Here is a 24,911-nt window from a genome sequence, read left to right as displayed (position 1 = left end):
ACGCGGGCCCGTCGTTGGAGAGGCGCCGCTTGCCGCGGGCGGCGGAGGTGTTCCGGGCCGAACAGGGTGATCCCGCCACCTGGAGCTCTGCCCAGTTCGACGCCTTCCTCGGTCTCGGAGGTGCCCAGTGACCACGACCACCGACGCGAACCTCTGGGTGGCGGACGACCCCGGTCACCGGCTGCTCGGCCAAGAGGTCGCACAGCCGTCCAGCGGGCGGCGCGGAACCGTCGGCACTGTTCTGATCTACACGTCGAAGATCACCGGGCGGGTGGTCAAGAGGGTGGCGCACATGCGCCCGCTGGACGACTCGGGCCGCGAGTGGACGGCGGACCCCGGCTCTCTCCAGCCCCTGCTCCCGCTGGCTTCCAATGTGGCGGCGGACCCTCGGTGACCACCGTCCAGTCAGTGCGGGGCAACGGCGCCCGGAGCTGAACAGACTTCCCGCTCGTGTTGCCAGTCACCAGTCGGCCACGCGCGGGGAACGGCGCCCCGTGGGCGCCGTGCACCAAACCGCTCGGGGGCGCTGTATGGCATCCCGAGTGGCGGCCAGCAGAGCGGATCAGAGCTGCCCAACCGGGCAGTCACCCTTCCAACAAGGAGATCGGCATGCCGAAACCCAGGAAAGAGAAGCAGAACCACCTGATCTACGCGGACGTCGTGGACTCCAAGTCCAAGGCGGGTGTGTGGATGGGCGAGCGCGCCTCCTTCCGCGAGAAGCAGGGTCGCATCCTCGACGCGCTCAAGGACCGCACCGACTGGGTCGAGCTGAACGACGCGATCATGGTCATCAGCACCGAGCCCGCCGGCCTCACGGTCATCGTGCCGAACCCGACGCTGCCCGGCGTCATCGTCCTCTCCGACGGTGGCAGCCCCGCGGCCTCGGCCCAGCTCCAGGCTGGCGCCGAGGAGCAGGTCCGCGCCGTGATGGCCGAGCTGGGCATCGCCGAAGAGGAAACGGCGGCCTGACCCAGTGGCCGCTCCCCTGCTGCTGTGGGGGAAGTACTTCCAGTACGACCGGGCCGGGGAGGCTGTCCTCCTCGACCCGGTCACCCTGGAAAGTGTGCTTCTCGACTCCGGCGAGGTCGCTGACCTCGCCGGAGTCTCCCCGACCGCGACCCATGAAGCCCTCGCCGGGCTCGGCTTCACGCAGGACGGCCGTTCCGCCGACCGCCGTGAAGCACTCCACAACCGCCTCCAGGCCCTCGGATTCGACCCGACACCGCAACGGATCAGCGGGCTGCGGGTGGTCCTCACCGACCGCTGCAACATGGCCTGTACGTACTGCTTCGTCGACACCAACACCGGCAAGCCGGACATGACCGAGGAGGAGCTCGCCACCGGCCTGGAGTTCCTGTTCGAGCAGAACGCCGGCCAGGAGGAAGTGTCGATCCAGTGGTTCGGCGGCGAGCCGACCATCCGCTTCGACCTCATGAAGTACGGCGACGAGCTAGCCGACACCCTCGCCGTCCGCTACGGCGTCGCACGCGTCCGCCGCACCGTCGTCACCAACGGCGCCCGGCTCACGGACGAGGCCCTCGACCACTTCGTGCAGCGCGAGTACGGAGTCGGGATCTCCATCGACGGCCCGCCTGGGATCAACTCCGCCAACCGGCTCCTCTTGGGCGGCCAGCCTGCCGACGACCGGATCCGCCGCAACGTCGGCCGCCTGGTCGCGGCCAAGGGCCTGCACGTCGGCTGCAACCTCACCCCCACGGCATCGAACATCGGGCGCCTGGCCGAGACCGTGCGGTGGATCATCGACGACCTCGGCCTGAAGTTCATCTACGTCAACACCCCCATCCCCACGGGGGGTGAGTGGCGAGTCAACGGCGCCGAGCTGGCCCGCGAGCTGTACGAGGCACGCCTGACCGCGCTCGGCAGGGGCGGGATGCTCTTCTCCGTCCTCGACCGCGCCTTCCAGGCCCTCGACACCCGACGGCCGATGCTGTTCGACCACATGCAGGGCGACCGAAGCCTGAACGCCGCCCTGCTGCCCGGCAACCGGGTCAGCGTGTGTGACATCAACTTCACGGAGCCCTCGTTCCTCCACACCGTGGACGAGCTCCGCCAGAAGCCCGGCCTGCTGGCCGCCGCGGCGAAGAAGGTCGCCCCGATCCCCGCCTGCGGCGACTGCCCGGCCCTGGCCGTCTGCGGCGGCCCGTCCCGAAACGAGCAGGCCCTCATCGGTGGCGACACCCCGGACCCGCAGATGTGCGCCTTCTACACGAGCACCATGTCCATCGCGGTCTGGGACAACACGGGGGTCCAATGAGCACCCCCGCCCGTACCGCGCTGGTCTCCACGGCCGGCCACTGCAAGGTCGCGTGCGGATTCTGCTTCCGGGCCGACCGGGCTCATGGCTTCCTCACCGTCGAGACCTACGCCCGGGCCCTGTCGCGGCTGAGGGAGACCGGGGTGGAGGGCGTGTGCCTGACCGGAGGCGAGCCGACCCACCATCCGGAGCTCCGGAAGCTCGTCCGCCTGGCCCACCAGTTCGGGATGTCCGTGTCCATGGTGACCTCGGCCCGCACCGAGGCCGAGGTCACCGCCCTCACGGAGGTCGAGCACCTTTTGACCAACGTAACCGTCTCCGCTGATTCCGAGGGCGCGATGGCTCTTGGCCGGACGACGCGGACCGTGGCCTCCGCCGTTGCAACACTGCTGGCCGTGGACGTTCCGGCGAAGGTACTTCACTTGACCTACTTGGACGTGGCGGAGGAGGAAGCCGCGCAGATCGCCGGCCTCGTCGCCGGGACAGGCATTGAGGTCCAGCTCAGCCCCGTACTCCTCACCGAGCAGGGCTTAGTCAGGTCCGGCGGATCGCTCCAGGACTCTGTGAAGCTCAGAGAGGCTGACACGGAGACCCTTGCCGGGCGCTTCCGCCTGTCCAACGCGTACCGGTCGTACCTCGATGATCTGCGTCGGATGCAGCTGTCCGACGACGAGGGCCACCCCTGCCGGTCAGCGACCCTCTACTTGTCCGCCGGGGGCGAGTTACGGCGCTGTCCCTACGGCGCGGACGGGGTCAGCGTCCAGGCCCCGCGTGCCGAGATCAGGGGCTTCCTCGAAGCGCCGGCGAAGGACCGTGTCGGACCCGACTGCGCCGCCATCTGCCGCCCCGCGTCGCACGCCGGCGCGGCGGCCTGAGCCCAAGGAGCCATCGTGCACGCACCGGTCTCCGTCACCGACCCGCACAACTTCACCGCCTGCTGGAGGCATCCGCCGAACTTCCGCTTGCACGTCCCGTTCGACTACCTCTTCATGCCCGCCATCGACATCCTCGACCACATCCGCCGGGACGAGGAGGTGCGCTTCACCATCCTCGGCGACGAAGACTGGCAGGTCCGCATGGACCGCACGGCCGCCTTCCGGACGGCCCCGGTCGAGGAGATCACCACTTGGCCCTTCCGCCTGGTGCACTTCAACCTCTCCCGGTTCTACGGCGAACTCCTGGACGGCTTCCAGGACGAGGTCATGACCCCCTGGCGCACGTATCTCGCCTCCCAGGGATTCACCTGGCAGCGGTGCGCGCCCATCCTCTTCCTGTCCTCCCGGGGGGCCACCTCGACGTACCACAACGACAACTCGCACGGCCTCGTCTGGCAGGTCCACGGCACCAAGACCTTCCACAGCTACCACAACCCCGACAAGCACCTCACGGCCGAAGCCGCCGTCATCGGGGAGACCACCGCCGAGGAACCTCCGGCCCACCGCGAGGCGGACCGGCAGTCGGTGACCATGCACCCCGGCGACCAGCTGTGGAGCCATGCCCTCACCCCGCACTGGGTCACCACCGAGTCCCCGCTCGCGCTCAGCGTGACCATCTCCCACGGCGGCCTGTGTCACCAGGGACGCTACGCCGACCGCGAGCTGGCCCTCCGGTCCCACTGGGACAAGAACCCGGCCGAAGCATGGACCCTCGACCTGGGCCACACCCGCTACTGAGCACCTCGTGCCGCTGCCCCCACCGCCAGACGGCGGCGGGGGCAGCGGCACGTACGCAATCGATCAGGGAGTCAGCCGGTTCGGTCCGCGGAACAGGAAGGCCGCCTCGCGGATGGAGTCCAGGCCGAGCATGACCATGAGGATCCGCCCGAGGCCGGCGCCGAGGCCGCCGTGCGGCGGGCAGCCGAAGCGGAAGATGTTCAGGTAGTCCTGCATCGGCTCGGTGCTCATGCCCTTCTCCTCCGCCTGCTTCAGCAGGACGTCGGAGCGGTGCTCGCGCTGGGCGCCGGTGGTGATCTCCAGGCCCTTCCACAGCAGGTCGAAGCTGAGCGTCAGGTCCGCCCGATCCGCAGGGCGCATGTGGTAGAAGGGCCGGATGCTCGCCGGGTAGTGCGTGATGAACGCGAACTCGTGCCCTGTCTGCTCCTTCATGTGGGCGGCGATCCGACGCTCACCGTCCGGGTCCAGGTCCTCCTTCACCCCCTCCGGGTCCCAACCGCCAGCCCGCAGGACCTCCTGCGCCTCGGCCATCGTGATCCGCGGGAACGGCGCCTCCGGCACTGCCACCTCGACCCCGAAGACCTCCCGGATCCGCTCCCCGTGGACCTCGGCGACCTTGGCGATGGCGTGGGCGAGCATCTGCTCCTCGAAGGCCATCACGTCCTCGACGTCGTCGATCCACGACAGCTCGACGTCCACACCGGTGAACTCGGTCGCGTGTCGGGACGTGAACGACGGCTCGGCACGGAAGACCGGCCCGATCTCGAAGACCCGGTCGATGCCGGCCGCCACCGCCATCTGCTTGTAGAACTGCGGCGACTGCGCCAGGTACGCCGACCGGTCGAAGTACCCGAGCTTGAACACCTCCGCCCCGGACTCCGAGGCGGTCCCCATCAGCTTCGGGGTGTGCATCTCCGTGCAGCCATGCTCCATGGCGTACTCCCGCAGCCCCTGCTCAAGGGTCGTCTGCACGGCGAACACCAGCTGCGCGGTCTCCCGCTTCCGGACGTCCAGGAACCGCCAGTCCAGCCGGTGCTCGGGCCCGGTGTGCTCGTCGATCGGCAGCGGCGTCTCGGCCAGGTTCAGCACCTCGACCGACTCGGGTACGAGCTCCAGGCCGCCGAGCTTGACCTGGGCCGCGTCCACGACGCGTCCGGTGATCCGTACGGCGGACTCAGGGGTGAGGGACTCGAGCACGGCCTCCAGCGGGCCGCCGTCGCGCTTGTGGGTCACCTGGACCATGCCGGAGTGGTCGCGCAGGATCACGAACTGCATCTTGCGCTGCAGCCGGAGTGCGTTCACCCAGCCGGAGACAGAGACGGTCTGGTCGATGTGGCCGCGTAGGTCAGAGGTCAGAACGCGGCTCGTAGTGTGGATCATCGCAGCCCTCCAGGGGCGTCGTCATGATCCCTTGGGAGTGCGGGCGAGAAGGGAACTCGCGGTACCACCGCACTTTCGCCGCCACCCGAGGGCAGCGGCCTCATTCAGCCCTGTGACGGGGGCGAACCGGCGGGGCATTGGGCCATGGGGCCGTTCCTCCCCGCGCTCAGGAGGGTCTTCACCTCGGGTGCGAGTCCGCCTTCCCAGCTACCGGCGGCTCTCTCTGCTCGCGTGATCCTTGGCTACTCGTCTCCGTCTACGCGTTGCCCACGAGAATAGGGACCTTGAAAGTCCCCCGCAACGCGATCACGGCGATGGCGCACGACCTGGCCGAAATCGGGCTCCACCGGTGTCCGAGTACGGCTGTGCTCACCCGATCAGGAGAGGAAAGCCGCACATGGGCAGGACTGAGTACTACAACGACCCCGACGCCCCCAAGGCCAACACCCTCATCCCCGCCAGCAACCTGCTGGTCGTCGACGACAGCGGCGCCATGCTGCTCCAGCGCCGCCGTGACACCGGCCAGTGGGCGCTGCCCGGCGGTGCCCAGGACATCGGCGAGACCGCCGCCGAGTGCGCGGTACGCGAGTGCCTGGAGGAGACGGGGATCGTCGCCGAGATCACCGGCTTCCCCGGCGTCTACACCAACCCGGACCACATCGTGGCGTACACCGACGGCGAGATCCGCCAGCAGTACGAGAACACCTACATCGGCCGTCCCGTCGGCGGTGAGCCCACGATCAACGACGAAGCCGACGGCGTCCGCTTCGTCCAGCCGACCGACCTCGATCAGTACGACATCCACGCCAACATGCGCCAGCAGATCGGCGACTACCTCGCTGGCACCTACCCCTACCTCGGCTGAGCCGCCAGCGCGGCCTCCACATGCCCGATGGCGGCGAAGATCTCCGGCGCCGCCCGACGGATGAACCGCCCGACCACACTGTCGTCCCCGTAGCGGCCCAGGATCTCCGCGACACGCTCCTCGGCGGTGGTCCGGCCGCCGTCGGACGTGGTCGTCATGTCATGACGGCAGGAGGTTGACACGGTCGCTACCGCGGGTGGCGGCTGATCTCGGGGAGCCGTGACGACTTCAGGAGTCGCTCAAGCGCCGGGACCGCGTCATGGTAAAGGGCTGGTCCTGACGCACCTGGCATGAGTCGGCGCAGGGCACGCGTCGCGATGTCGGCGAGCGTCGCACTGATGTCGCCGCCTATTGCGATATCCAGAGTGCCGACGAGGTTCACTTCGCGATCGTCCCACTCGTCGATGTGCTCCGTGAGGAAGTCCACCGCCACGGACTGTCGGCGGGCAAGAAGTAGCAGCTCGCAGGCGTGCACGGCGTCGCGGAGGTCGAAGCGGAGGCGGGCGGCGAGCCCCGACGGCCCGAGCCCCGGCTCCTGGCAGGCGATGACGAGTTCGTCAGCATCGTGGGTCTTGGCGATGATGCCCAACTGCATGCCGCCGCGCACAAGCAGCTCCTCCGCCGCCTGCCGTTCGCGTTCGTCGTGAAGGGCGATCGACCACCAGGGGAGCGGGCCCCATGTGCCGTGTGTTGTTTCGTGCTCAAGGAAGGGGGAGAAGATCTGGTATCGCTTCAGCAGATGCTTCTGGAAGGTGGCGAGGCAGCCGTACTGGAAGTGCTCGTCCTTGCTGCGCTCACGCAGCAGCTCGTACTCGATGGCGCTCATGCCCTCCACGGCCAGCGCGATGCGTTCCAGCTGCTCCTGGATGATCTCCGCGGTCCGCACGAGAACCCTGCGGAACTCATCGCCTGACGGAGCCTGATCGAGGAGATGGCCCAGAGCGCGCTGCGCGGCTTGGCAGCGTACGAGATCGCCGCCAAGGCTCACCAAGTGGCGTGCCTTGAGAGTGCTCCAGGGGCGGGTGGACATCCAGCGCTCCCAGGCCTGGTCGCCGCCACCACGCTGGGTCAGCGTCATAGCTCCGGCATTGCCGACCCGGAAGTCCGGCTCGGCCTTCAGCCTCTCCCACAGGTCGGGGTACCCCTCCAGCGGGAAGGCGGGCAGTGAGGAGTGCGCCGCGAGGACACGTGAGTCCGCTGTGTCCCACAGTTCGCTCAGCTCCCGTTCCACACGCGAACGAGGCACAGTACGGCCCCGCTGGGCAGCCCAGTATTCGATCAGCAGCATGTAGGTGCTCTCCGGACTCCAGGGGAGCAGGCCCAGGCCGTCGAGTACCACAACGGTGTTGGCCAGACCGTCGTGCTCGAACCCGAACTGGATCTTGCCGATGAGTTTGGTGAGTTCTTCGGTATCAGGGCCGGGCGCCGCGAATAGTGGGCTGGCGGCGAGCATGTCACGGATGTTCGATGTGCTCTCGCCCCGGGCGAGCTGGACGGCGACCCGCGCGACCAGCATGGAGCCGATGAGCCTGGGCTCGCCGAGGTCGTCGCGCAGGCGGTCCTTGCCCAGGGCCGGGACATCCCTCACGTGCCACAGCAGCCCCTCTTGGATCTCACGGAACCACTCTTCCCGCTGCGCCGTGAGCTCTCCGGACGTGCTGCGCGACATGCTTCTCCCCTGTTGGATGCGGCTGCTGAAATGCAGTGTTTCGGCTAAATGCCCGTGACCGAGGTCCGGGCTACTGTCCTCCGCCAGCCGTCTTGGTGGCACCACCGTGCTTGGTCACGCGCGGGCGGCATCGGATGCGTACGGCCCCGTGAGTGAACGCCGGGTCGGTGGCCTTGCTTGCCCACACGTATGCCTCGCCAGGCTGCAGTCGCGACATCTGGTCGGAACTGAGTGTGGAGAGCGCGGCGTTGGCCTTCTGCAGGTGCTTGAGCCACGCGGGGGAGGTGAACTTGTGCAGGATGACATGGTCGGAGAGTTCGATCAGGGAGATCGGGACCGAGGGTGGGTCCTGGCTGGCGACCAGGATGCTCATGCCCTTGTGGCGCATCTCTCGGACGGTCTCAACCAGCCCTGCCACCAGGTCCGGGCTGTCGATGTACTTGTGAGCCTCGTCGAACACGACGAGCTTGTTGAAGTGCTCGCCGCCGTCGCGGGCTTCCGCGAACAGCTGCATCAGAACGACGAACAGTCCGAGTGCCTCGTCCTTCTCGATGAACTCGTCGCGCAGGTCGACGATGATCAGCCGGCCCGGCCGAACCAGGCTGGTCAGGCGCGTTGTGTCGTCGATGTACTCGCCGGCGAGGTTGAGCCGTTCCTGCGCCAGCCGCTTCAGGTGATCGGGTAGTTCGGACTCCTCCACGCCCTGGCGGATGGCCGCCAGGTTCAGGTTGTCCCGGTGGGCTCGCATGATGCGAGTGAGTTGGCGGATGTAGACGGACTGGTTGCCGACCGCGCCCATAAGGAAGCGCCAGTGCGCGGCCTGCAGTTCGTTCGACGCGAAGGTGAGGGGCTGCACCTCGATACCTGGGTACTCGGAGCGCCGCTCTGCGAGCTGGGCCGCCGGCACGAGGAGCAGGACGTCCTGGAGGGCTTTGGGTTGTGCTCCGTAGCGCTCCTTGAGCGTTCGGAGCTGCGTCTCGTCGTCGTTCGGATGCGCCATGGACGTGAACTCGGGCGCGTAATCCTGCGTCTGGCTGTAGTGGAAGACCACCGTCGCCAGCGGATGCGGTAGCTCGTTCACGGGGGGTGCCGGGAGGGAGGCCATTTCCATGATGCTGCCCAGGGTGTAGCTCTTGCCGCCGCCCTGGACGCCGAACAGGCTGATGGTGTGCGTCTCATAGAGGTCGAGGGCGATGGTGCGGCTGGCGATGTCACCGAGTACGCCGTACTGAGGGGACGGGCGCATGACGCCGAGGAACGCGTCCGGAACGAGTGAGGGAACGACGCGGGGCACGTCGGTAGCCGGTGTGTCATGGGACGCCGTAGAACTGACGACCGGCGGCGATGACGCGGCCTCCGGCCTTGCCTGTGTCTGTGGCGAATCACTCAGCGTGGTCGACGGGGACGGCTGCTGAGGGCCAGGAGCGGTGTCCGTGGGGGCCGTTCCTGATGTCGACTCCACAGCTTCTGGGGAGGCAGGTGTCTCTCGGTCCGATGCCGGCGGGGCGGGTACGTCTTCGACCTCTGGCGCGCGGAACGCGGCGTCGGTGATCCGGGGCACTGTCAGATCGAGCCGAGACAGAGTGGCAGCTGGATCCCCGCTGCTGCCATCGGGAACGTCATCAGACGGTTCGAGGTCCTGAGGCTGCGGCTGGACCTTGTTCTGGACAGTCGGGATCGCGTCGATCAGTTCCTTGATCAGGTCGCGGCCGATGCGGTGGAACTCTATGGCGTGGTCGAGTTCCCGGTCGGTGCCCGATCGGGCGAGGTCGAAGACCAGTCCACTGCGGGTGAACTGGAGCGTATAGCCGTCGTCGAGGCGGTCCAGAAGGCGGTGTGCTGCTTCGTACGGGGCTTTGCCCATCGTGCCGTGGCGGAAGGCACGTGTCAGGTAGAAGCGGAGCAAGGAGCTGAGCGCGAGGTTCTTCACACCGCGGTCGACACGGTCTGGAGTGCTGCGATGCGGGTCGAAGGCGGTCGCGAGAACGTCCTGGCTGCGCTCGAGCTGCTCGGCGACCTTCGCCTTGAGCTGCTGGTAGGCGCCGATGTTGTTCAGGGCTGTGTAGCACTTGACCTCGACCAGGCGGCAGGTGATCGTCTTGCGCCGGTCGTCGAGGTGGAACAGGGCCAGATCGCTGCGGTGGAAGGAGAGGGAGTCACCCAGTTCTCGCACCTGGCGGCGTGCTTCGCGATACAGCTCTGGGTGTGCGTCCAATGGGACGATGATCTGGTTGGTGAGGACCCCCTGGTAGTCGAGGTAGAGCCGGGCGAGCGAGAGGCCGAGGACTTCGGTGCGCTGGGTGGGAGCGGCGGACGCCAGTTTGAAGGCCAGGTTCCCCGACAGCAGCCGCAATTGGTCGAAGAATGTGTGAAGGTGCCGCTGGTCGATATCCAGGTCGTGGTCCGCGGCGACCGGACCGAGCAGGGCGCGCAGTTCGTCTACGGACTTGGAGCTGACCATGATCTGGTGGCCCAGAGTTCCGCTTGCCTGCGGCACGTAGTCGATGACGTACTCGGGGCGTCCGTCATCGCCGGAGTGGTCGAAGTACTCCAGCCCCAAGGTCCGGTCGATGGTGACGACCCAGTCGCTGACTTGATGGGCCTGGTACAGCAGAGCGCGGTCCGCGGTTTCCAGGGCGAGCACGGTGCAGGGGACGTGCCGCAGTGCGCGGCCTGCGGTGGCGACACTCGCGGCGGCCGAGGCCATGAGCGCGGGGAGGTGGCCGAGAAGTGTGGTGAGGTCCTCGGCATCGTCCAGAACCGGTGCTTCGCCGTGCCGGGGGAACTTGCGCCACGCGACCTGCTGTCCGTTCTCCACGTACCGCGATGCCATCGCCTGCACCAGTCCGTGGACCGGCGCGTGCGCGATGTCCTCGTGCTGGGTTGAGCCGAGCTGTTCCCCGCCGAAGGCATCGATGAGAACGGTGAGGTGCGCGTCGAAGTCGCCAGGGTTGGCAGTGAACTCGTCCACCGACCGGACGGAGAAGGCCAGCTTCGCCTGGAACGCGCCCCCTGAAGGGTTGAGGAACGCTTCCGCCTCGGCGGCCGAGACCTGGGCTTCCGCGCGCAGAAGCTCAGCGAGCGCCTCTCCCGCCTCCGGCGCCTCCGGATCGCCAACACACAGACGCAGGTCGAAGCGCAGAGACCGCGTCACCTCCCGCCGTTGGAGCTCCAGCAGCATGTCGGCGAGCAGCTCACCGCGCCCCGCGTTCACCACGTTCATGACGAGGGTGTGGACATACGGATGCAGGCGCACATAGCGCTCCACGCGGTCTGCGAGATGCGTGCCTGACAGACCGGTGGACCCGGCACCGGTACCGGATGTGGCAGCCGGCAGTCGCAGAACTGAGGCCAGTTGGCCGAGCAGCCCGCGTGGGTCTTCCACCTCACTAGGCAGATAGGCCCCCCAGTACGGAGTGAGGTTCTCCGCAGCCACCAGGAGGCGTCCGTCCCGCCGCGGCACCGCGAAGGGAAACCCCAGCGAGGACAGTTCGTCCATCAGCGAGCCGCGAGCGGCGATGACCTGGCGCCGGTCGGCGCCCGTCAGCCGCGTGATCCAGTCGGCGCCCAGGGCCGACCAGGTCGCCAGCCACAGGGCGCGTAGCGGGTGCGTAGGAGCCACGAGCAGGACGTGGTGGCGTTGTCCAAGCCCATCGGTGAGCGTCGCGGCCACGCAGTCGAACTGCAGGATCTGGGCGAGACGGACGAGAACTGACGCCCGCTCCGTGTCCCCGGCCCGCTCCAGGTGGTGCAGTTGCGCCGCGATGAGCTCGGTGTACGCCTGCGCATATGCGGCGAGCTCTATGCGCACCGCCGAGAAGTCGACGGCCTCGGTGACCAGGAGACTCTCTTCCTCTGCCGCGTCGCCGGCGCCGCGGAGTGCGGAGAAATAGCCCCGCCTCGCCGCGAGGAAGGCGTCGAAGGCTTCGGCCGTCCGACCGGTCAGCGAGGCCACCAACCCGTCATCGGCATCGAGCACAGGATCTCCGGCACTCGCCGGTCCCAGGCTGAGCTGCCACAGCCCCGGCCGGTCTGCCGCCGCGAGGATGCGCTGCTGAAGCACAGTGAGGGTGGGGGAGAGACGGATGTCCACCGTCCCGGCGGCGCTGACCCGGGCGCTCAGCGTCCGTTGCTGGGCGCGGCCGGTGCCTGCCTTCCACCGGACTTCGCCGAGTGCGACACGTGCCGGGTCGTCACCGTTCGCTAGCGCCTGGAACTGAAGGTCGCGCAGGGCCTGTACGACACCCTCGTACCGGCCGGCGCTGCGCTCTGGTGGCTCCTCCGTCTCCGCATCGGGCACGACGTAGAACCGCTCGCTCTGCCCCCCTGGCAGACCGTCGCCGGCCGACTCGACATCGAGAGGCTGTTCCTGGTCGTCGAGCGGTGTGACGGTGAGGTAGTGCCACCCCTCGTCCCAGTCGATCTTCGTGAGTTTGGGCAGCTTCGCTTTGTGTTCGGCCTTGGCAGCCTTCTTCACTGAGGTGCTGCGGCCGACCGGCCCGGACTTCTCCGACGCGATTTCCACACGGAATCGGGCGAGCCCCTCCACCTTGCGGGGGATGGGGTCGACCGTGAATTGGGCGAGGAGCTCGCTGACGCCCTTCGGACCGGCCAGCAGGTAGGGCTGGCCAGCTATGGCGGACAACGCGGGGTACGCGGCCAGATCGTCGGGCACGTCACCTGCGCGGGGCAGTCCGAGTTCCTGCACATCGATGGAGATCGAGGCACGCTGGCGGTCGTCGAGGCGCCAGTTCCCGAAAGAAAGCGCCCAGTTCTCCCGGTCGATGACGATACGCCGCGTCCACGCGACGCGGTCCTCCAGCCCGCAACGGGCCACGAATCCGGCCAGGCGGCCAGCGAATTCCGAGTCAATGAGCCCGAGTTCCAGCACCCGCTGTCGCTCCGAGCGGGCGGACTCGGTCAGCTTGTCGACGAGGTCGCGATTGCGGTCGGCTCGCTCCCGCACCTCACCCGGTTGGGCGAACAGCTCGAAGTCCGGAACCAGGCCGAAATGGAAGACCGCGGCGCCGGCGGCCTGTTCTCCGTAGCCGTTGGCCTTGAGAGTGAGCAGGTACGCGGCACGGGCCCGTGCACTCGCGCGCTGGTCGGGGACCTCGCCCAGGAGCGCGAGCAGCTCCTCCACGCTTGGTCGCAGCGTGGCCGGCACCTCGTCCAGCAGCTGGGCGGCGAGGAGGTCGTAGCTGTCCCCGAGAGAGATCTCCTCGAAGGTCGCGACACCGAAGGAGTCCTCTGCGCTGGCCCTGAGCCCCGGCGGCACGAAGACGAGAAGGGGTCCGGCAGCGCCGTCCGACTGAGGCTGGTCCGTGCGGTTGCGCAGCTCGACCAGCTTGGTGCTGGTCACTGTGACATCCCGCAGCTCGCTGCCTTCCTCGGTGTCCCGTGCCGGCCCCAGCAGACACACCTCGGCCCCTGCGCCGTTGGCGCTCCTGAGCCTGCGCACCAGACGCGCCGCGAGGGCGGCGTCCACTTCGGTCACCCGCATGCAGTGGCCCGCGTCGCGCGAGGCGAGCAGAGACGTGAGCCGGGGCACCAGCACGCCCTCCAGCGCATCGCGCAGATCTGCGGTGCTCGGCTCGGTCAGTCCCACAGTGCTCACCGGACCACCTCCGCGCCGGGCGTCGTACCCATGGAGTAGCGAGGAGTGATGGTCTGCGTCAGATAGGCGTCCGACATGTCCTGGTAGTAGCCGATCTCGCGGAGGCGATGGGTGAAAGCGGCGGAGTTCGCTCGGAGCGCGAACTGGTCGTCGAGGTCGGCGCCCGTGAAACCGTCCGAGTCGGGCAGCTGGTCGACGTAAAGGCCGTAGCGCTCGCGCAGTACGGCGAGGAACTCGTCGATACGCATGGGCGAGGTCGACAGATTCCCGTCAGGCCCAGGGCGCAGCAGCGAAATCTGCAGCAGAATCTCCAGCAGTCGTGCGTCGAGGACGAAGCGGCGCTCGCCCCGGGTGCCACGCGGCTGGGCCAGCAGCGCGCCGGGCCGGTTCTTCAGTAGCAGGGAGTCCAGGCAGTCGACGATGTATCCGCGGTGGTAGCGGCCCTTGTAGTGCAGCAGCATCTCGATGTATTCGTCGAACGGGCTCAGGCCCAGGTCCGCAATCTGCCGTACCTCTGCGGGCGGGTCGATCTCGTCGTCCAGCACCCCGTTCACGCGCTGATCGAAGAAGTTGTCCCGCTCGCTCTTGTACCCCTTGCCCAGCAAGGCCAGTACTTCGGCGGCCGAGAAGTAGGGACGGCCCTGGGGGGCGGTGAGCTTGCGACGCTTGGTCATCAGGTGCTCGGCGAACTCGTCCAGCTTCTTCACCTCGAACGTGGCTTTGACGAACCGCTGGATGCGGCCGTACCACACGCTGGCGCTGTGCTCCGCGAGAAGGGCAGTCGGGGTGCCGGGGACACCCTCGACGTCCACGAAGAGGTGGACGCGGTAGGGGCATTGATGGGCCGCATCCGCTCCCTTGTGCCCACTCGCACACGAGGTGTCCACGGTGCCGGCGGCCACCGCTCTGGGCAGCAGTTTGATCATCCGCAGGTGGTAAAGCGCCAGATGGAAGGCGAAGAGGATCTTCAAGTACTCCACCAGGACCGTGCGCGGCATGTGCTCCTGGTGGTAGAGCAGCCGCATGACGTCCTCCGCGAGCAGCCGCGCGGGCTCCCGGCACAGCAACGGATAGGGCCTGCGGGGCTTGCTCGTATCCGGCCGGTCCTCGACCTTGCCGTACGCCTTGCTCACCAGGTGCAGCAGCGCCTGCGTCTCCACGTCGGTGTCAGGACCCGGCTTGATCGCACCGGTGGTCCGGTCCACGTCAGAGAAGAAGAACGACCGCAGCTCCTGCAGCGCACTGGGCGTCTCGGCGAGCATCTCGTAGAGCTGCTCGTCAGCCCCGTACGGACGGGACTTGCGACTGTTGCGGAAGCGGTAGGTGAAGCCGTGCAGCGGGCGGGGGCCCGCCACTGCCTCGTTCACCCGGCCCCGGTTGACCAGATCCATCAGGTGTGTGTTCACCCAGCGGGTCGTCGTGTCCCGGTCGAAGCCCTCGAAGACATCGGGGTTGGCCAGGAAGAGGTCCACGAAGTCGTCGACGGTGAGATCTCCGGCGCGACTGAGCTTGCTCGGCAGACCGCGATGCCACAAGCGGGCCAGGAAAGCGGTCAGGACCCGGTCCATGTGGAGCGTCTTGTAGTCGACACGGCTCACACCGGGATGGTGGAACTTGCTGTGCACACTGGTCAGCGCCATGTTTCCTCCTCGTCCCCGTCACCGGACACGGCGGACAGGTCCTCCATGTGCAGGGCATGATCCGGTGTGCGGTGGACCCGGCGCAGATCGTGTCCGTGGGCGGTGAGCAACACTTCCTGGTACGGCGCCGAGGCGAGCCGATTCTTGAACACAGCGAGGGCGAGCTGCTGCCCCTGCATGTCGGCGACGCCCGGTCGGTACCCCTGGGCGAAGCGCTGCAGCAGCTCGAACAGGTCGAGCCCGATGGCCAGTTCAGCCTCGGCTCCCTGCCGCCCGTCAGGATCCTGGTAGCGCAGTCGCAGTGCCGTCCGGCTGCCTTCGACGTATATCGAGGCTGGGGCGTCCCCAGGCTCCAGCGTGAAGCCCGCCGCGGGAAACAGCCGGAAGCTGCGTACCGTGCCGTGCGGCACGGTACGCAGCTTCAACGCCATGGCCTCACCGATCCGGTCCGGCGCTGCCAGCCCCTCTCCCCGGTTGAGCGCGTACAGCAGCTCGTCCCGGGCCGCCGCGGCAGCCGTCGGTGAGGCGAGCAGAGAAAGAAATCGCAGTGCGGAGGGGTAGGGCAGCATTCGCTCGGCACGCGCGTCGTCCCGGAGCTCGAAGTAGAGCAGCCGCCGGGCCGCGCTCAGATGGCGGCGGTGCGCGAGGATGTCCTCCGACAGCGCGGAGGTGGACCGCGCCAGCCTGGCGAACTGCGCCGCGATCAGCTGCCTGTCCCGATCGGAGCGTCCGTCGATGGCGACCAAGGCGCGGTCGTCGATGAGCCCGGTGTAGTCGAGCCGCCGGTCCAGCTGCGGCTGGGGCGGAGCGGCAACGTCCGTCTCCCGAAGCAGCCTCAGCAGCCGGTCCTGCTCTCTGGGCAGTCCGTTCGGAGCCGGCGGGGTGCCCAGGTAGGCGGAGAAGTAGTAGCTGTCGAGCAGGGGTTGTGCCTCGTCAGCCGCGTGCACTGCGTGGATCTCCGCGCAGTCCCGTCCAGAGGTGAGCGTGTAGGCGAGAGCGGAACGCAGATCGCGCAGGGTGATGTGGAGCCGACCGCGCAGTTGAGTGAGCTCGTAGACCCGGCGTAGCCGGCGTTTGACCTGTGGACCCGCATCAGGGTGGCGGAACGTCTGGGCATTGTGCCGCGCGTAGCAGGTATCGGCGATGTCGCAGGACGCGCACACCTCCCAGAAGCGCTCATGCGTCATGCGGTCCAGCATCCGCTCCAGAATCGACTCGCCGTCGACAGGATCGCCTTCCTCGTCGGCCGGGCGGGCGGTCACATCACGCGCGTTGAGGTTGACCACGGCGACCGCGTCACCGGTTTCCCCGCCCGCCAGGCCGATGTTGACCAGCTTGGACAGGAGTGGGAAGCGCTCGTGGTGATGGCTGAGGAAGTCCACCAGGCGTCCCTCGTTCACCGCGATCAGGCGAGTTTCCCCCCGCCCAGCCCAGCCGGTGGCGTCCTCGCCGGCGTACGGTGCGAAGAAGTCCTCCAGTACGTCGTCGCTGGCGGTATCGGCTTCGTCCTGACTGCCGTCATGGTTGGTTCGGAAGCGATGTCCGTCGAGCGTGAAAACGCTGCCGTTGAGGCGACCGGGTCCGAACTGGGCATCAAGTTTGCGCGCCTGGGCCTCGAAGCTCTCCAGGAACGCGGTTTTCCCATCGCCCGCGTTACCGGTGACGATGACCAGCGCGTGCTTTCCCGCGCGCAGAGCAGGGACCAGCGCGCGGTCCAGGGCCGTCTCGACGTACACCTGCATGCCCTGAGGGTCGAGGCCGCGGGTGCCGCGGTTGCTGCGGTGGCTCTGGCTGTAGAGCGTCTGCAAGTGGGCCACGTACGAGTTGGTGTTGGGCACAGGTTCGGCAGCCGGGGCGGCCGGGGACAGGGTGGCAGGGTCGGCGTCCTCTGGTTGGGTGGACCGAGGCACAGGCACACGGGCGGCTCCCAGTGCCTCCAGAGCGGAGAGCAGTTCCTCGGCCGAGCTGAAGCGCTCCGCACGGTACGGTGAGACGGCCCTCAGCAGGATTTCCACCAGCCCGGGCGAGAGATCGCCGAAGCCGCTGAAAATGGTGCGCGGATCAAGGGCCTGCATACCGGGCGGCGGGTTACCGACGTCTCCCCACGGATACTGTCCGCCCGTGAGAGCCTCGTACATCGTGACGCCCAGGGCGAACAGATCACGGTCGGCGAAACCGCTGCCGTCGGCAGGCACCTCATCCAGATCGGGCGGAGTATAGCGGGGACTGGTGTGGGTGTGCCCCTCGGAGGAGTCCGCGGTCTTGGCGATCCCGAAGTCGATGAGTTTGACCCCGTCGTCGGTCCACAGCAGGTTGCTGGGCTTGATGTCGCAATGCCACACCCCGAGCCGGTGGATGTGCGCGAGCCCGCGGGCCGTGTCGGTTCCGAGGCGCAGTACATCGGCCGGGCCGAGCCGGCCGTCGAGGATCACTTCGCTGACGTCCCTGCCCTCGACGAACGCGAACACGAGATAGGGGTAGTTGTCCGGAGGCAGCAACCGGTCGGCGTCTACCATTGCCACGACATTGGGGTGCGGGGCACTGGTCAGACGCTCCAGAACGCTCGCCTCGCGGCGCAGCCGCTCCAGCGGCGAGTCGCGGTCGTGCAGGACGAGCTTCACTGCCCGGTCGACGTTCCTTATCGTGTCGTACACCCGGTAGGCGACGCCGAAGGAACCGGGGCGGCCCAGCCGGTTGCGCACGATGTACTTCGTGCCGAGCTGGAAGTCGGCGGCCAGGTTCTTGAAGAACGAGGGGTCGCGGGGCCCATCGGCAGCTGCCGCGGGTGCCGGTGGCGGAGTGCCGGGCGGCGCGGGCGGAGCCGCGGAACTCAGACGTTTCCGCGGGGCACGCTGCGCGCCCACCGCGAGATCCAGTCTGCGCAGAGCTTCGACAGCTGTCAGGCGCTCTTTGGGATCCGTGGCGCACAACGTCTGCAGCCAGTGCGCCAGCTCGGTGCGGACCCCGGCGGCTTCGAGCTCACTGGCGGGCAGCCGGCCGCCCGCACTGGCCTGCTCCGTGGCGGAGGAGAACGGCACATGCCCTGTGAGCAACTCGAAGCCGATGACACCTACAGCGTAGATGTCCGCGGGTTCGAGCATCCGTCTCGGATCGGCATGGCACTCAGGCGCCAGGTATGCCGTCTCGGCAGCGGCACGGGCCTGGTGCATCACGGTGTGCCCGCGCTGCTGCGCCGTCTTCGCGTAGTCGAAGCCCGTGAGCACGGCCCGGCCGTCCTGCGTGATCAGGACGGTGGACGGGCTGAGCTCGCGGTGCGCGATGCGGCGGCTGTGTGCGTGGGCCAGGCCGAGGAGGATGTGACGGATGGTCCGCAGCTTCGCGTCCGCCGTCAGGGGGTCGTCGGCCCCCTCCCCCAGATGAAGCCGCAGGGCATGGCCCGGAACGTCGTCGTAGACGGTGACGTACGCGCTCTCGTCATCCAGCGCGAAGAAGTCCCGCACCCCGACGATATGCGGGTGAGGAGGCAGCTTGCCGAGCGCCTCGTACGCGATCCCGATCTGCTTCTGCCACATCAACCGGTCCGCGGCGGGAGCGTACGGGTCGGCGGCGCGTACCGACAGCCGTACCGTGCCCGAACCCTGCACGGCGAGGGCGTTCTTCGCCCGGTACTCGTCCAGTACGTCGATGCCGGGAGCGCGCTGAGACTCACTGAGCCGCTCGATCACCTCCCAGCTCCCGAAGCGGAGCGGGCCGGACGGGGCACGGGAGCTGCCCTGGACAGTGTCGACGATCGTCGCGTGGTGCGCCGAGATGTCGGCGTCCACAGGGCGAGTCGCCACAGGTACGCGGCCGGCGTCGGCGAGACGACCGATCAGCTCGGGCAGTGTCACGGTCGCCTTGAGGTCCCGCTGGTCCGGCGTGTGATCGACCAGTACTGCGTCAGGGGCCGGCAGCACGACGAGCGCGTCGGTGTAGACACGGGCCAGTTGCGGGTGCGCGTTCTCCAGGATGCTCTTCAGCTTCTTGGCGTGGCCGCGCAACTTGGGCAACGGGCTCCTGAACGGTGCGCGCCTCGCCGGATGCCACCGGCTTCCCTCGACCTCGATGCGGCCCCGGGTGCCCTTGACGTCGATGACGTACACGGCGTGCCCGGTGACCACGACGAGGTCGACCTCGAACAGCTCGTCTCGCTGCGGGATTTCGACAGAGTGCAGGACCGTCCAGTCGTCCGATCCCTGATCGCGCAGATACGCAATCACCCGCCGCTCGGCATCGTTGACGGCCTCCCCAACGGCAACGATCCTGGCACCCATCAGGCAGCGGCCTCCTCGATGGCTTCGGTCAGCAGGGTTAGCGCCTGGTCTTCGAGGACATCGGCGCGGTCGCGGTTGCGGTAGGCGCGGCGGACTGTTTCGGCGATGCGGTGGCGGGCTTTGGGAGCGGCGAGAGGAATCGGGATCTCGGCTCGCAGGGTTTCGTGGATGTCTTGTTGTTTGCCTCCTACGCTCAGGGAGCGCAGGAGGCGGAACGCGGCCTCAGAACGGAAGAAGGCGAAGAGGTATGCACCAGGAATCTCGGGATCTCCGCTAACAATGCGCAAGAAATGCTGCGTATATACGTAATTCAACCAGCTTCCGGTCACGAAGAGGGGGCGACAGAAGACCTCATTCTCGCCCAACGTTCCCTGGGCCGCGATCATGACCGTCTCATCTTGTGCGAAGATTCCCGGCGGAGCTTGTTCGGCGCTGATCCAGCGGCCTTCTGGGCGGAGCCAGAACCCTTGCCGTTGACCTACTAGTTGCACGCCGTGTTCAGGGTCGGCGTCGATGCGCTTGAAACGGGCCCCTGAGCCCAACTGGCCCCCAGTGCAGATCTCACCGAGAGGTTTTCCCGGCACTGAGCCGAGCTTCGCGATGAGGCGCCGGGCCCGTGGAGCGAAGTTGAGTGCCCGCAGGGTGGTCGGCCCGATCTCCTCCACCTCGAACCCGAGGTCCCGCTCTTGCTGATGCCAGCGAACGTCGATCAGCTCGGGCAGGTCGACGCTTCTGAAGAAGTCCTCTGTTGCGGCTACCAGGCCAGCCTGGGAGCGGGCGCGAAGTCGGGCACTGACTTCCACCATGCGGTGGATCCGTTCTTCCAGCTTCGCATCAAACCGAGGTACGGGCAGGTCGGCGATGTGGTGTGGCTCGATGTGCTGGATGATCGCGCCGTACGCCGAGCTCGCGATCATCGGGACGCCGAACTTGCTGCGCAGGAAGGTGTACAGGTAGCCGGACGGGATCCGATTTACGTCTGGGACAGCTCGGAGCACGTGCTCGCTACACGCAAAGCCGTCGATGTCGGGCCGGGCGTATGCGATTCGGCCTACCGTTCCCGACCGTGTAATTAGCGTCCAACCGGGCTTGATCAGAAGCCTGGGGTTCTCCGCGGCTGATTTATTGGCGACGAGCGGTAGGTAGGAGAAATCTGCTTCCAGGATGTCCGTGCTTGAAAAGAACGGGATTCCGTAATCGGGATCTTGGATCCATCGGCGGCTGAACCGCCCTGCATGAAAGATGCCGGTCGTAATGTCCCTAAGCGTAACAGTGTTGGGCAACCGCTCCAGCAGCTTCCGAGCCTCCAACGCCCCCGACAAATAGGGGGAAGGATCCATCCGGAACCCCTGGTCGGCGAGCCAATCCGACATGACGGGATGGGACAGGCTGACGAGCTTCACGAGGCGTACTCCGGGGGGAACCAGGTGCGGAGGGTGGACTGTAGGCGCTGGAACGCGGGATCGGTGCAGCCGTTGGTGGACAGCGCTGCAACCCGCTTGAAGACGGCGTTGGACTTGTCCGCACGATACTGCTTGCTCTTCCGTAGGAATTGCAGTGCTTCTTTGGGGTCGGTCGGTTTTGCCTGCCCAGGTGGCCAGGAAGCGGGCCCCATGGCGGGCAACAGCTCTCGCACCGGCGTGCCGCGGTGCTGCCGGGGGAGATTCAGTACCGTTCCGAGCTCGGGGTGATCGCGCCAGAACCACACCTCTAGCTCGGGTTCGAGAACGATCACGGCCGAGCTCTTCCACACCCCGTCGAGCTGTTCTTCGACCCGCGACCGGATCGCGGCTGCGCCGGGGCTGCCCTCCCACTGGGCGTCGACGAGTACGACGGCGTACGACTCGTCGCGCTCGTACGGTCGGAGCAGTTCCCGCGCTGTGTTGTAGACGCCCGGATCCTTAGTGGGGGCCACGACCGTCTCGTACGTGAACGAGGCACAACCGAGCCGCTTGTGGAATTGATCCCGGACGAAGAAGCCGAGCAGCATCTGTTCCATCGCCCCGTCGGCAAGCAGGAAGATGACCCGTCGTTCCGTCGTCAACTCAGTACCCCCGCCGCGAACAGCGTGCCGATGTCGAGTGCCCCTTGCCAGTCCTTGAGCCGCGGATGCTGGTCGCCCGGGACAACGGTGACCTGTCCGTCACCGTTGAGGCGGGCGGCCAGCACGTCGCTCAGCTCCACGTGAGCCAGAACCAGCGGCGAATGAGTGGATACCCACACCTGTGTGTCGTACATCGATGCCAGCGACTGGACGACGGTCTCGATCGCCCGTGGATGGATGCCGTTCTCAGGTTCTTCTGTGACGAGTATCCGTGGAGGCTGCGGAAGGTAGGGCAAAAGGGCCAACGCCAGCACCCGCAGGGTGCCATCGGACAGGCCGCTGCTAGTAACGCGGTGGCCGCCCTGGTACTGGACGTCGAAGTAGGCGTAGCGGTCCTCGTCCCGTACGCGCACATCCACCGTGTCGATCTGAGGCAGCGCGGTCTGGACGTGCTCCACCCACGCCTGGTAGCTATCTGGATCCTGTTCCCGCAGGCCGAGCGCTAGCCATGGGACGTTGCGGCCGTCAGACCGCAGTGGCAAGAGACGGTCGCCGGGAGGGGACGCCTGGCGTAGTACTCCCCAGTCGGGGGCGTATGAGACGGCGTTCTGCTGAACCAGCTCGATGAACCAGAGGGCCGCGGGGTACTGGTCGCGGTCTTGAGGGAGTGTCGCCAGAGCGAGCTGCTCCGCGGGGACACGCCTGGTGGTGCCTTTCGCCCCGCGGGGCAGCTCCGAGCGGAAGTACGGGTCGTCGCCGCGCTCGCGCCGGACGACGTAACGCCATTCGCGGTGCGCTGGCGTCCGGTTCGCACCGGTAGGTCGTCCCTGCAGGGTGCTGCCGAGCAGCGGCCGGTTGCGATGTTCGTTGAACAGGAACAGGTACTCCTCGGCGACCTGGAGCGTGTCGTTGAAGATCTCCAGGCTGACCTCATACCGCACGTGAGTCGGGGGGTGCGGGCTAACCGTCTCCGCCGCGAACTCCCGGGCGAGCTCGTCGGGCAGCTGTGCCTCGACTGCGAGAGTGAAGGTGCCGCCACGGTTGCAGTGCACCAGCTCGCGGAGCGTGTGCGCGCGGGGGACCGCCACATTGTCCTGCGGTACGAGGAACGCGTCGGCCACGGTCTGCCGCGGTCGCAGCAGATCGCCTAGCAGCCCCGGGATGTCTAGCAGGGTCGTCTTGCCAGCGCCGTTGGGTCCGGCGAGTACCTGAAACTGGCCGAGATCCACCGCCAGCGCACGGAAGCACCGGTACTGGTACGCCTCGACTCTGGTGATCATGCTTGGCCGCCGGTGGAAGCAGCGCGCGGATCGGCCCCTGGCATGGGGTACTTCGCGCGGAACTCCCGGTACTTCTCTGCGATGACCGGCAGGTCGTTGTCGACGACTGGCCGGCTCCGTTTCAGCTCGCGGACCTCGTCTTTTCCGTTGATCCTGATCCGCTCGCGCTCGACCGTCGCCTCCATCACCACATCACCATTCGGGTGGCGCTTGTACAGCTCATTGCCGCGCCGGTCGAAGCCCACCTTCTCGGCGACGGCCATGAACACCGGGTAGGGCTTCTCGGTACCGATTCGGTGGTTGCGCACCTCTTGGGCGGTCTTCTTCTTCAGGAAGAGCAGCGTAGTCAGGATGTTGACGTTGGCGTCGACGATGAAGGTCTCCACCGGCAGCTCGACGCTGGCGAGGACCCAGCACTGCTCCAGGATGTAGCGGCGGATCGCTTCGGCAGTGGGGCCAGGGTTGGACAGAACGCCGTTGGGCAGGACGATGCCAACACGGCCGCCGGGTTTGACCCACTCGATGGCTCGCTGGATGAACAGCTCTTCGGGAGCCATGCTCGTCGGCTTGCTGATGCTCTCCACGAGCTCGCCGGTGTCCTTGTCTCGCCCCCAGGACTTGGCGACGCCGTCTCGGAACGACCCCAGTACCGACTCGTCGCTGATCGGGATGTCCGCGCCGAAGGGCGGGTTGGTGAGCAGCACGTCCACGGTCTCACCGAGCGGGATCTTCGCCTTCGCGGGCTCCACACCCGACAGATGCCCTCGCGGGAAGGCCAAGGAGTCCATGTGGAAGACGTTCCCTGTGGTGTCTGCCAGGGTCATGATGTTCATGGTGGTGGCGCGCACCAGGAACGGATCGAAGTCCGAACCGAACAGGTGCTTGTCGGCGTAGGCGCGAAGCTTGTCCCGGTAGCGCTCCTGCTGCTCAGGGCTGTCCGGGAAGCCGAACGTTCCGTCTTCCTTCTGCCAGGTGTGGTGCAGGTGGTTGAGCGTGGCCTGAAGGAAGCCGCCGGTGCCGCAGGTCGGGTCGAGGACGGTCTCGTCCTCCTTCGGGTCGAGGATCTCCACCATCAGCCGAACGGCGCCGCGCGGAGTGAAGTACTGGCCACGGTCACCGCGCAGGTTGGTGCCGACCAGCTCTTGGTAGGCAACGCCCTTGGCGTCGACGTCGGTGCCGCCGAGGTCGTACGGGGCAAGCTCGCTCACGATGAACGCCAGGGCCCGGTCGGACAGCGTGATCTCGTCCGTCGGCTTGAAGACATTCAGTGGCGCGTACTCGGCCTTGACTTCCTCGAAGAGGCTCTCGATCCGCTTCCGGATGGCGGCCCGGCCCTCGTCGGAGAACGGCTCTGTCATGTCTGTCCGGAACCGGGCGCGGCCCGTTCCGCGGCTCTTGCGCTCGTCGTACATCTTGGCGAAGAGCAGGTAGAGGAACTGCCAGAACGCGGCGTCCTTCGGCATGCCTTCATTGCCGTGAATATAGTTGTGGCAGCGGCGGAAGGTCGTCTTGAGCATTTCCGGCTCGGCTCGACGCAGTCGCTGATGGGAGACGACCGTACGGCTGCCGACGCTCTCGGGCGCGACGTCCCAGTCGCTGCGGTCCTCGTACGTCGCGCCGAACCTGTTGACGATCTTCTTGAGAAAGAAGAAGTCGACCCCGTCGGTCCACATGCCGTCGGTGCACTCCGGGCGGTCCTCGGCGCCGAGTAGGTCCTTGAGCTCCTGAAGATCCTTCTGGGCCTGCGCGGGCTCGCGCAGCTTGATCACGTTCTTGCCGCGCTTGGGCTCCGGCTTGCAGACCACGACCCGGCGCAGGTTCTCCTCGGAGTGCTCGGTGCCGTGTGCGAAGATCGCGATGTCGGCCTTCTTCTTCCGGGTGCGGGCCCCATCCGTACTGACCGTGATGGGAAAGTCCGCCGCCATGTCACCGGGTGAGATGCCGTGCTCGTGGAACAGGGCCCGGGCGATGCGCTGGCGTACCCTCTCCTTTGGGGAGTCCTTGACCGGAGTGTTGGTGATGTAGTCGACGATCTGGCCCTCGCCGAGCGTCGTGACCTGGGGCTGGGGCACCGCCTCCGGGGATGCATCCGGTTCCGTGGGACGCGGGTTCTCCAGGTCCAAGGTCAGCTCCTCCATCAAGGTCCACTCATCTCTGTGTATCAGGGCCCGTGCGGCTAACGAAAGCCAGTGAC

General features: G+C 67.3%; 15 protein-coding genes and 1 pseudogene. 6 read left to right on the top strand and 10 right to left on the bottom strand.

All coding sequences use genetic code 11. The features are described 5' to 3' along the window. Positions 1-127 precede the first annotated feature (127 nt). From MUK52_RS13780 to MUK52_RS13760, 5 genes are all read left to right on the top strand, one after another. The gene (locus MUK52_RS13780; RefSeq protein ID WP_284576518.1) at positions 128-394 is read left to right on the top strand and encodes a hypothetical protein; all 267 of its coding nucleotides are present in this window, start codon (positions 128-130) and stop codon (positions 392-394) included. Between the two features lie 215 nt (positions 395-609). Then, positions 610-969 carry a hypothetical protein gene (locus MUK52_RS13775; RefSeq protein ID WP_284576516.1) on the top strand — a complete coding sequence of 120 codons (360 nt, stop codon included), beginning with the start codon at positions 610-612 and terminating at the stop codon, positions 967-969. Between the two features lie 4 nt (positions 970-973). Next, positions 974-2,275, top strand: coding sequence for a radical SAM protein (locus MUK52_RS13770; protein ID WP_284576513.1), 1,302 nt, complete (start codon positions 974-976; stop codon positions 2,273-2,275). Then, positions 2,272-3,150 carry a radical SAM protein gene (locus MUK52_RS13765; RefSeq protein WP_284576511.1) on the top strand — a complete coding sequence of 293 codons (879 nt, stop codon included), beginning with the start codon at positions 2,272-2,274 and terminating at the stop codon, positions 3,148-3,150. The genes MUK52_RS13770 and MUK52_RS13765 overlap by 4 nt, the downstream gene beginning before the upstream one ends. A gap of 15 nt (positions 3,151-3,165) precedes the next feature. Continuing rightward, positions 3,166-3,948 carry a hypothetical protein gene (locus tag MUK52_RS13760; RefSeq protein ID WP_284576509.1) on the top strand — a complete coding sequence of 261 codons (783 nt, stop codon included), beginning with the start codon at positions 3,166-3,168 and terminating at the stop codon, positions 3,946-3,948. Between the two features lie 63 nt (positions 3,949-4,011). Here MUK52_RS13760 and aspS read toward each other — a convergent pair whose 3' ends face one another. Next, on the bottom strand, positions 4,012-5,328 hold the full coding sequence (gene aspS / locus MUK52_RS13755; RefSeq protein ID WP_284576507.1) for an aspartate--tRNA(Asn) ligase: 1,317 nt from the start codon (positions 5,326-5,328) through the stop codon (positions 4,012-4,014). Positions 5,329-5,725: 397 nt separating this feature from the next. Here aspS and MUK52_RS13750 point away from each other — a divergent pair, with 397 nt between their 5' ends. After that, complete coding sequence (locus MUK52_RS13750; protein ID WP_284576505.1) at positions 5,726-6,193, top strand: NUDIX hydrolase; 468 nt, start codon at positions 5,726-5,728, stop codon at positions 6,191-6,193. Here the strand turns inward: MUK52_RS13750 and MUK52_RS13745 are convergent. The 9 genes and pseudogenes from MUK52_RS13745 to mads2 form a co-directional block, all read right to left on the bottom strand. Beyond that, positions 6,181-6,354 (bottom strand): annotated as a pseudogene (locus MUK52_RS13745) (metal-dependent phosphohydrolase); the annotation flags it as partial. The gene MUK52_RS13750 and the pseudogene MUK52_RS13745 overlap by 13 nt on opposite strands. Positions 6,355-6,380: 26 nt before the next feature. Further along, positions 6,381-7,862, bottom strand: coding sequence for a hypothetical protein (locus MUK52_RS13740; RefSeq protein WP_284576503.1), 1,482 nt, complete (start codon positions 7,860-7,862; stop codon positions 6,381-6,383). 70 nt (positions 7,863-7,932) lie between these two features. Beyond that, positions 7,933-13,479: a methylation-associated defense system ATP-binding protein MAD8 gene (gene mads8, locus MUK52_RS13735; protein ID WP_284576501.1), complete on the bottom strand. Its 5,547-nt coding sequence runs from the start codon at positions 13,477-13,479 to the stop codon at positions 7,933-7,935. Further along, a complete protein-coding gene (gene mads7, locus MUK52_RS13730) occupies positions 13,476-15,119 on the bottom strand; it encodes a methylation-associated defense system protein MAD7 (protein ID WP_284576499.1) in 1,644 nt (547 codons plus the stop codon). Before mads7 ends, mads8 begins: the two co-directional genes overlap by 4 nt. After that, the gene (gene mads6, locus MUK52_RS13725; RefSeq protein ID WP_284576496.1) at positions 15,110-19,393 is read right to left on the bottom strand and encodes a methylation-associated defense system protein kinase MAD6; all 4,284 of its coding nucleotides are present in this window, start codon (positions 19,391-19,393) and stop codon (positions 15,110-15,112) included. The genes mads7 and mads6 overlap by 10 nt, the downstream gene beginning before the upstream one ends. Next, positions 19,393-20,796 (bottom strand): methylation-associated defense system restriction endonuclease subunit S MAD5, encoded by a 1,404-nt coding sequence (mads5, locus tag MUK52_RS13720; RefSeq protein ID WP_284576494.1) that lies wholly within the window; start codon positions 20,794-20,796, stop codon positions 19,393-19,395. The genes mads6 and mads5 overlap by 1 nt, the downstream gene beginning before the upstream one ends. Continuing rightward, positions 20,793-21,437, bottom strand: a complete 645-nt coding sequence (gene mads4 / locus MUK52_RS13715; RefSeq protein ID WP_284576492.1) for a methylation-associated defense system protein MAD4 — start codon at positions 21,435-21,437, stop codon at positions 20,793-20,795. The genes mads5 and mads4 overlap by 4 nt, the downstream gene beginning before the upstream one ends. After that, positions 21,434-22,717: a methylation-associated defense system AAA family ATPase MAD3 gene (mads3, locus tag MUK52_RS13710; RefSeq protein ID WP_284576490.1), complete on the bottom strand. Its 1,284-nt coding sequence runs from the start codon at positions 22,715-22,717 to the stop codon at positions 21,434-21,436. Before mads3 ends, mads4 begins: the two co-directional genes overlap by 4 nt. Beyond that, positions 22,714-24,855: a methylation-associated defense system DNA methyltransferase MAD2 gene (gene mads2, locus MUK52_RS13705; protein WP_284576488.1), complete on the bottom strand. Its 2,142-nt coding sequence runs from the start codon at positions 24,853-24,855 to the stop codon at positions 22,714-22,716. Before mads2 ends, mads3 begins: the two co-directional genes overlap by 4 nt. Positions 24,856-24,911: the final 56 nt, after the last annotated feature.

The sequence above is a fragment of the Streptomyces sp. 2P-4 genome (assembly GCF_030167965.1).
Lineage (GTDB): Bacteria > Actinomycetota > Actinomycetes > Streptomycetales > Streptomycetaceae > Streptomyces > Streptomyces globosus_A.
Note: the sequence above shows the minus strand (reverse complement) of the source record. Positions and strands in the feature narration are given on the sequence as shown.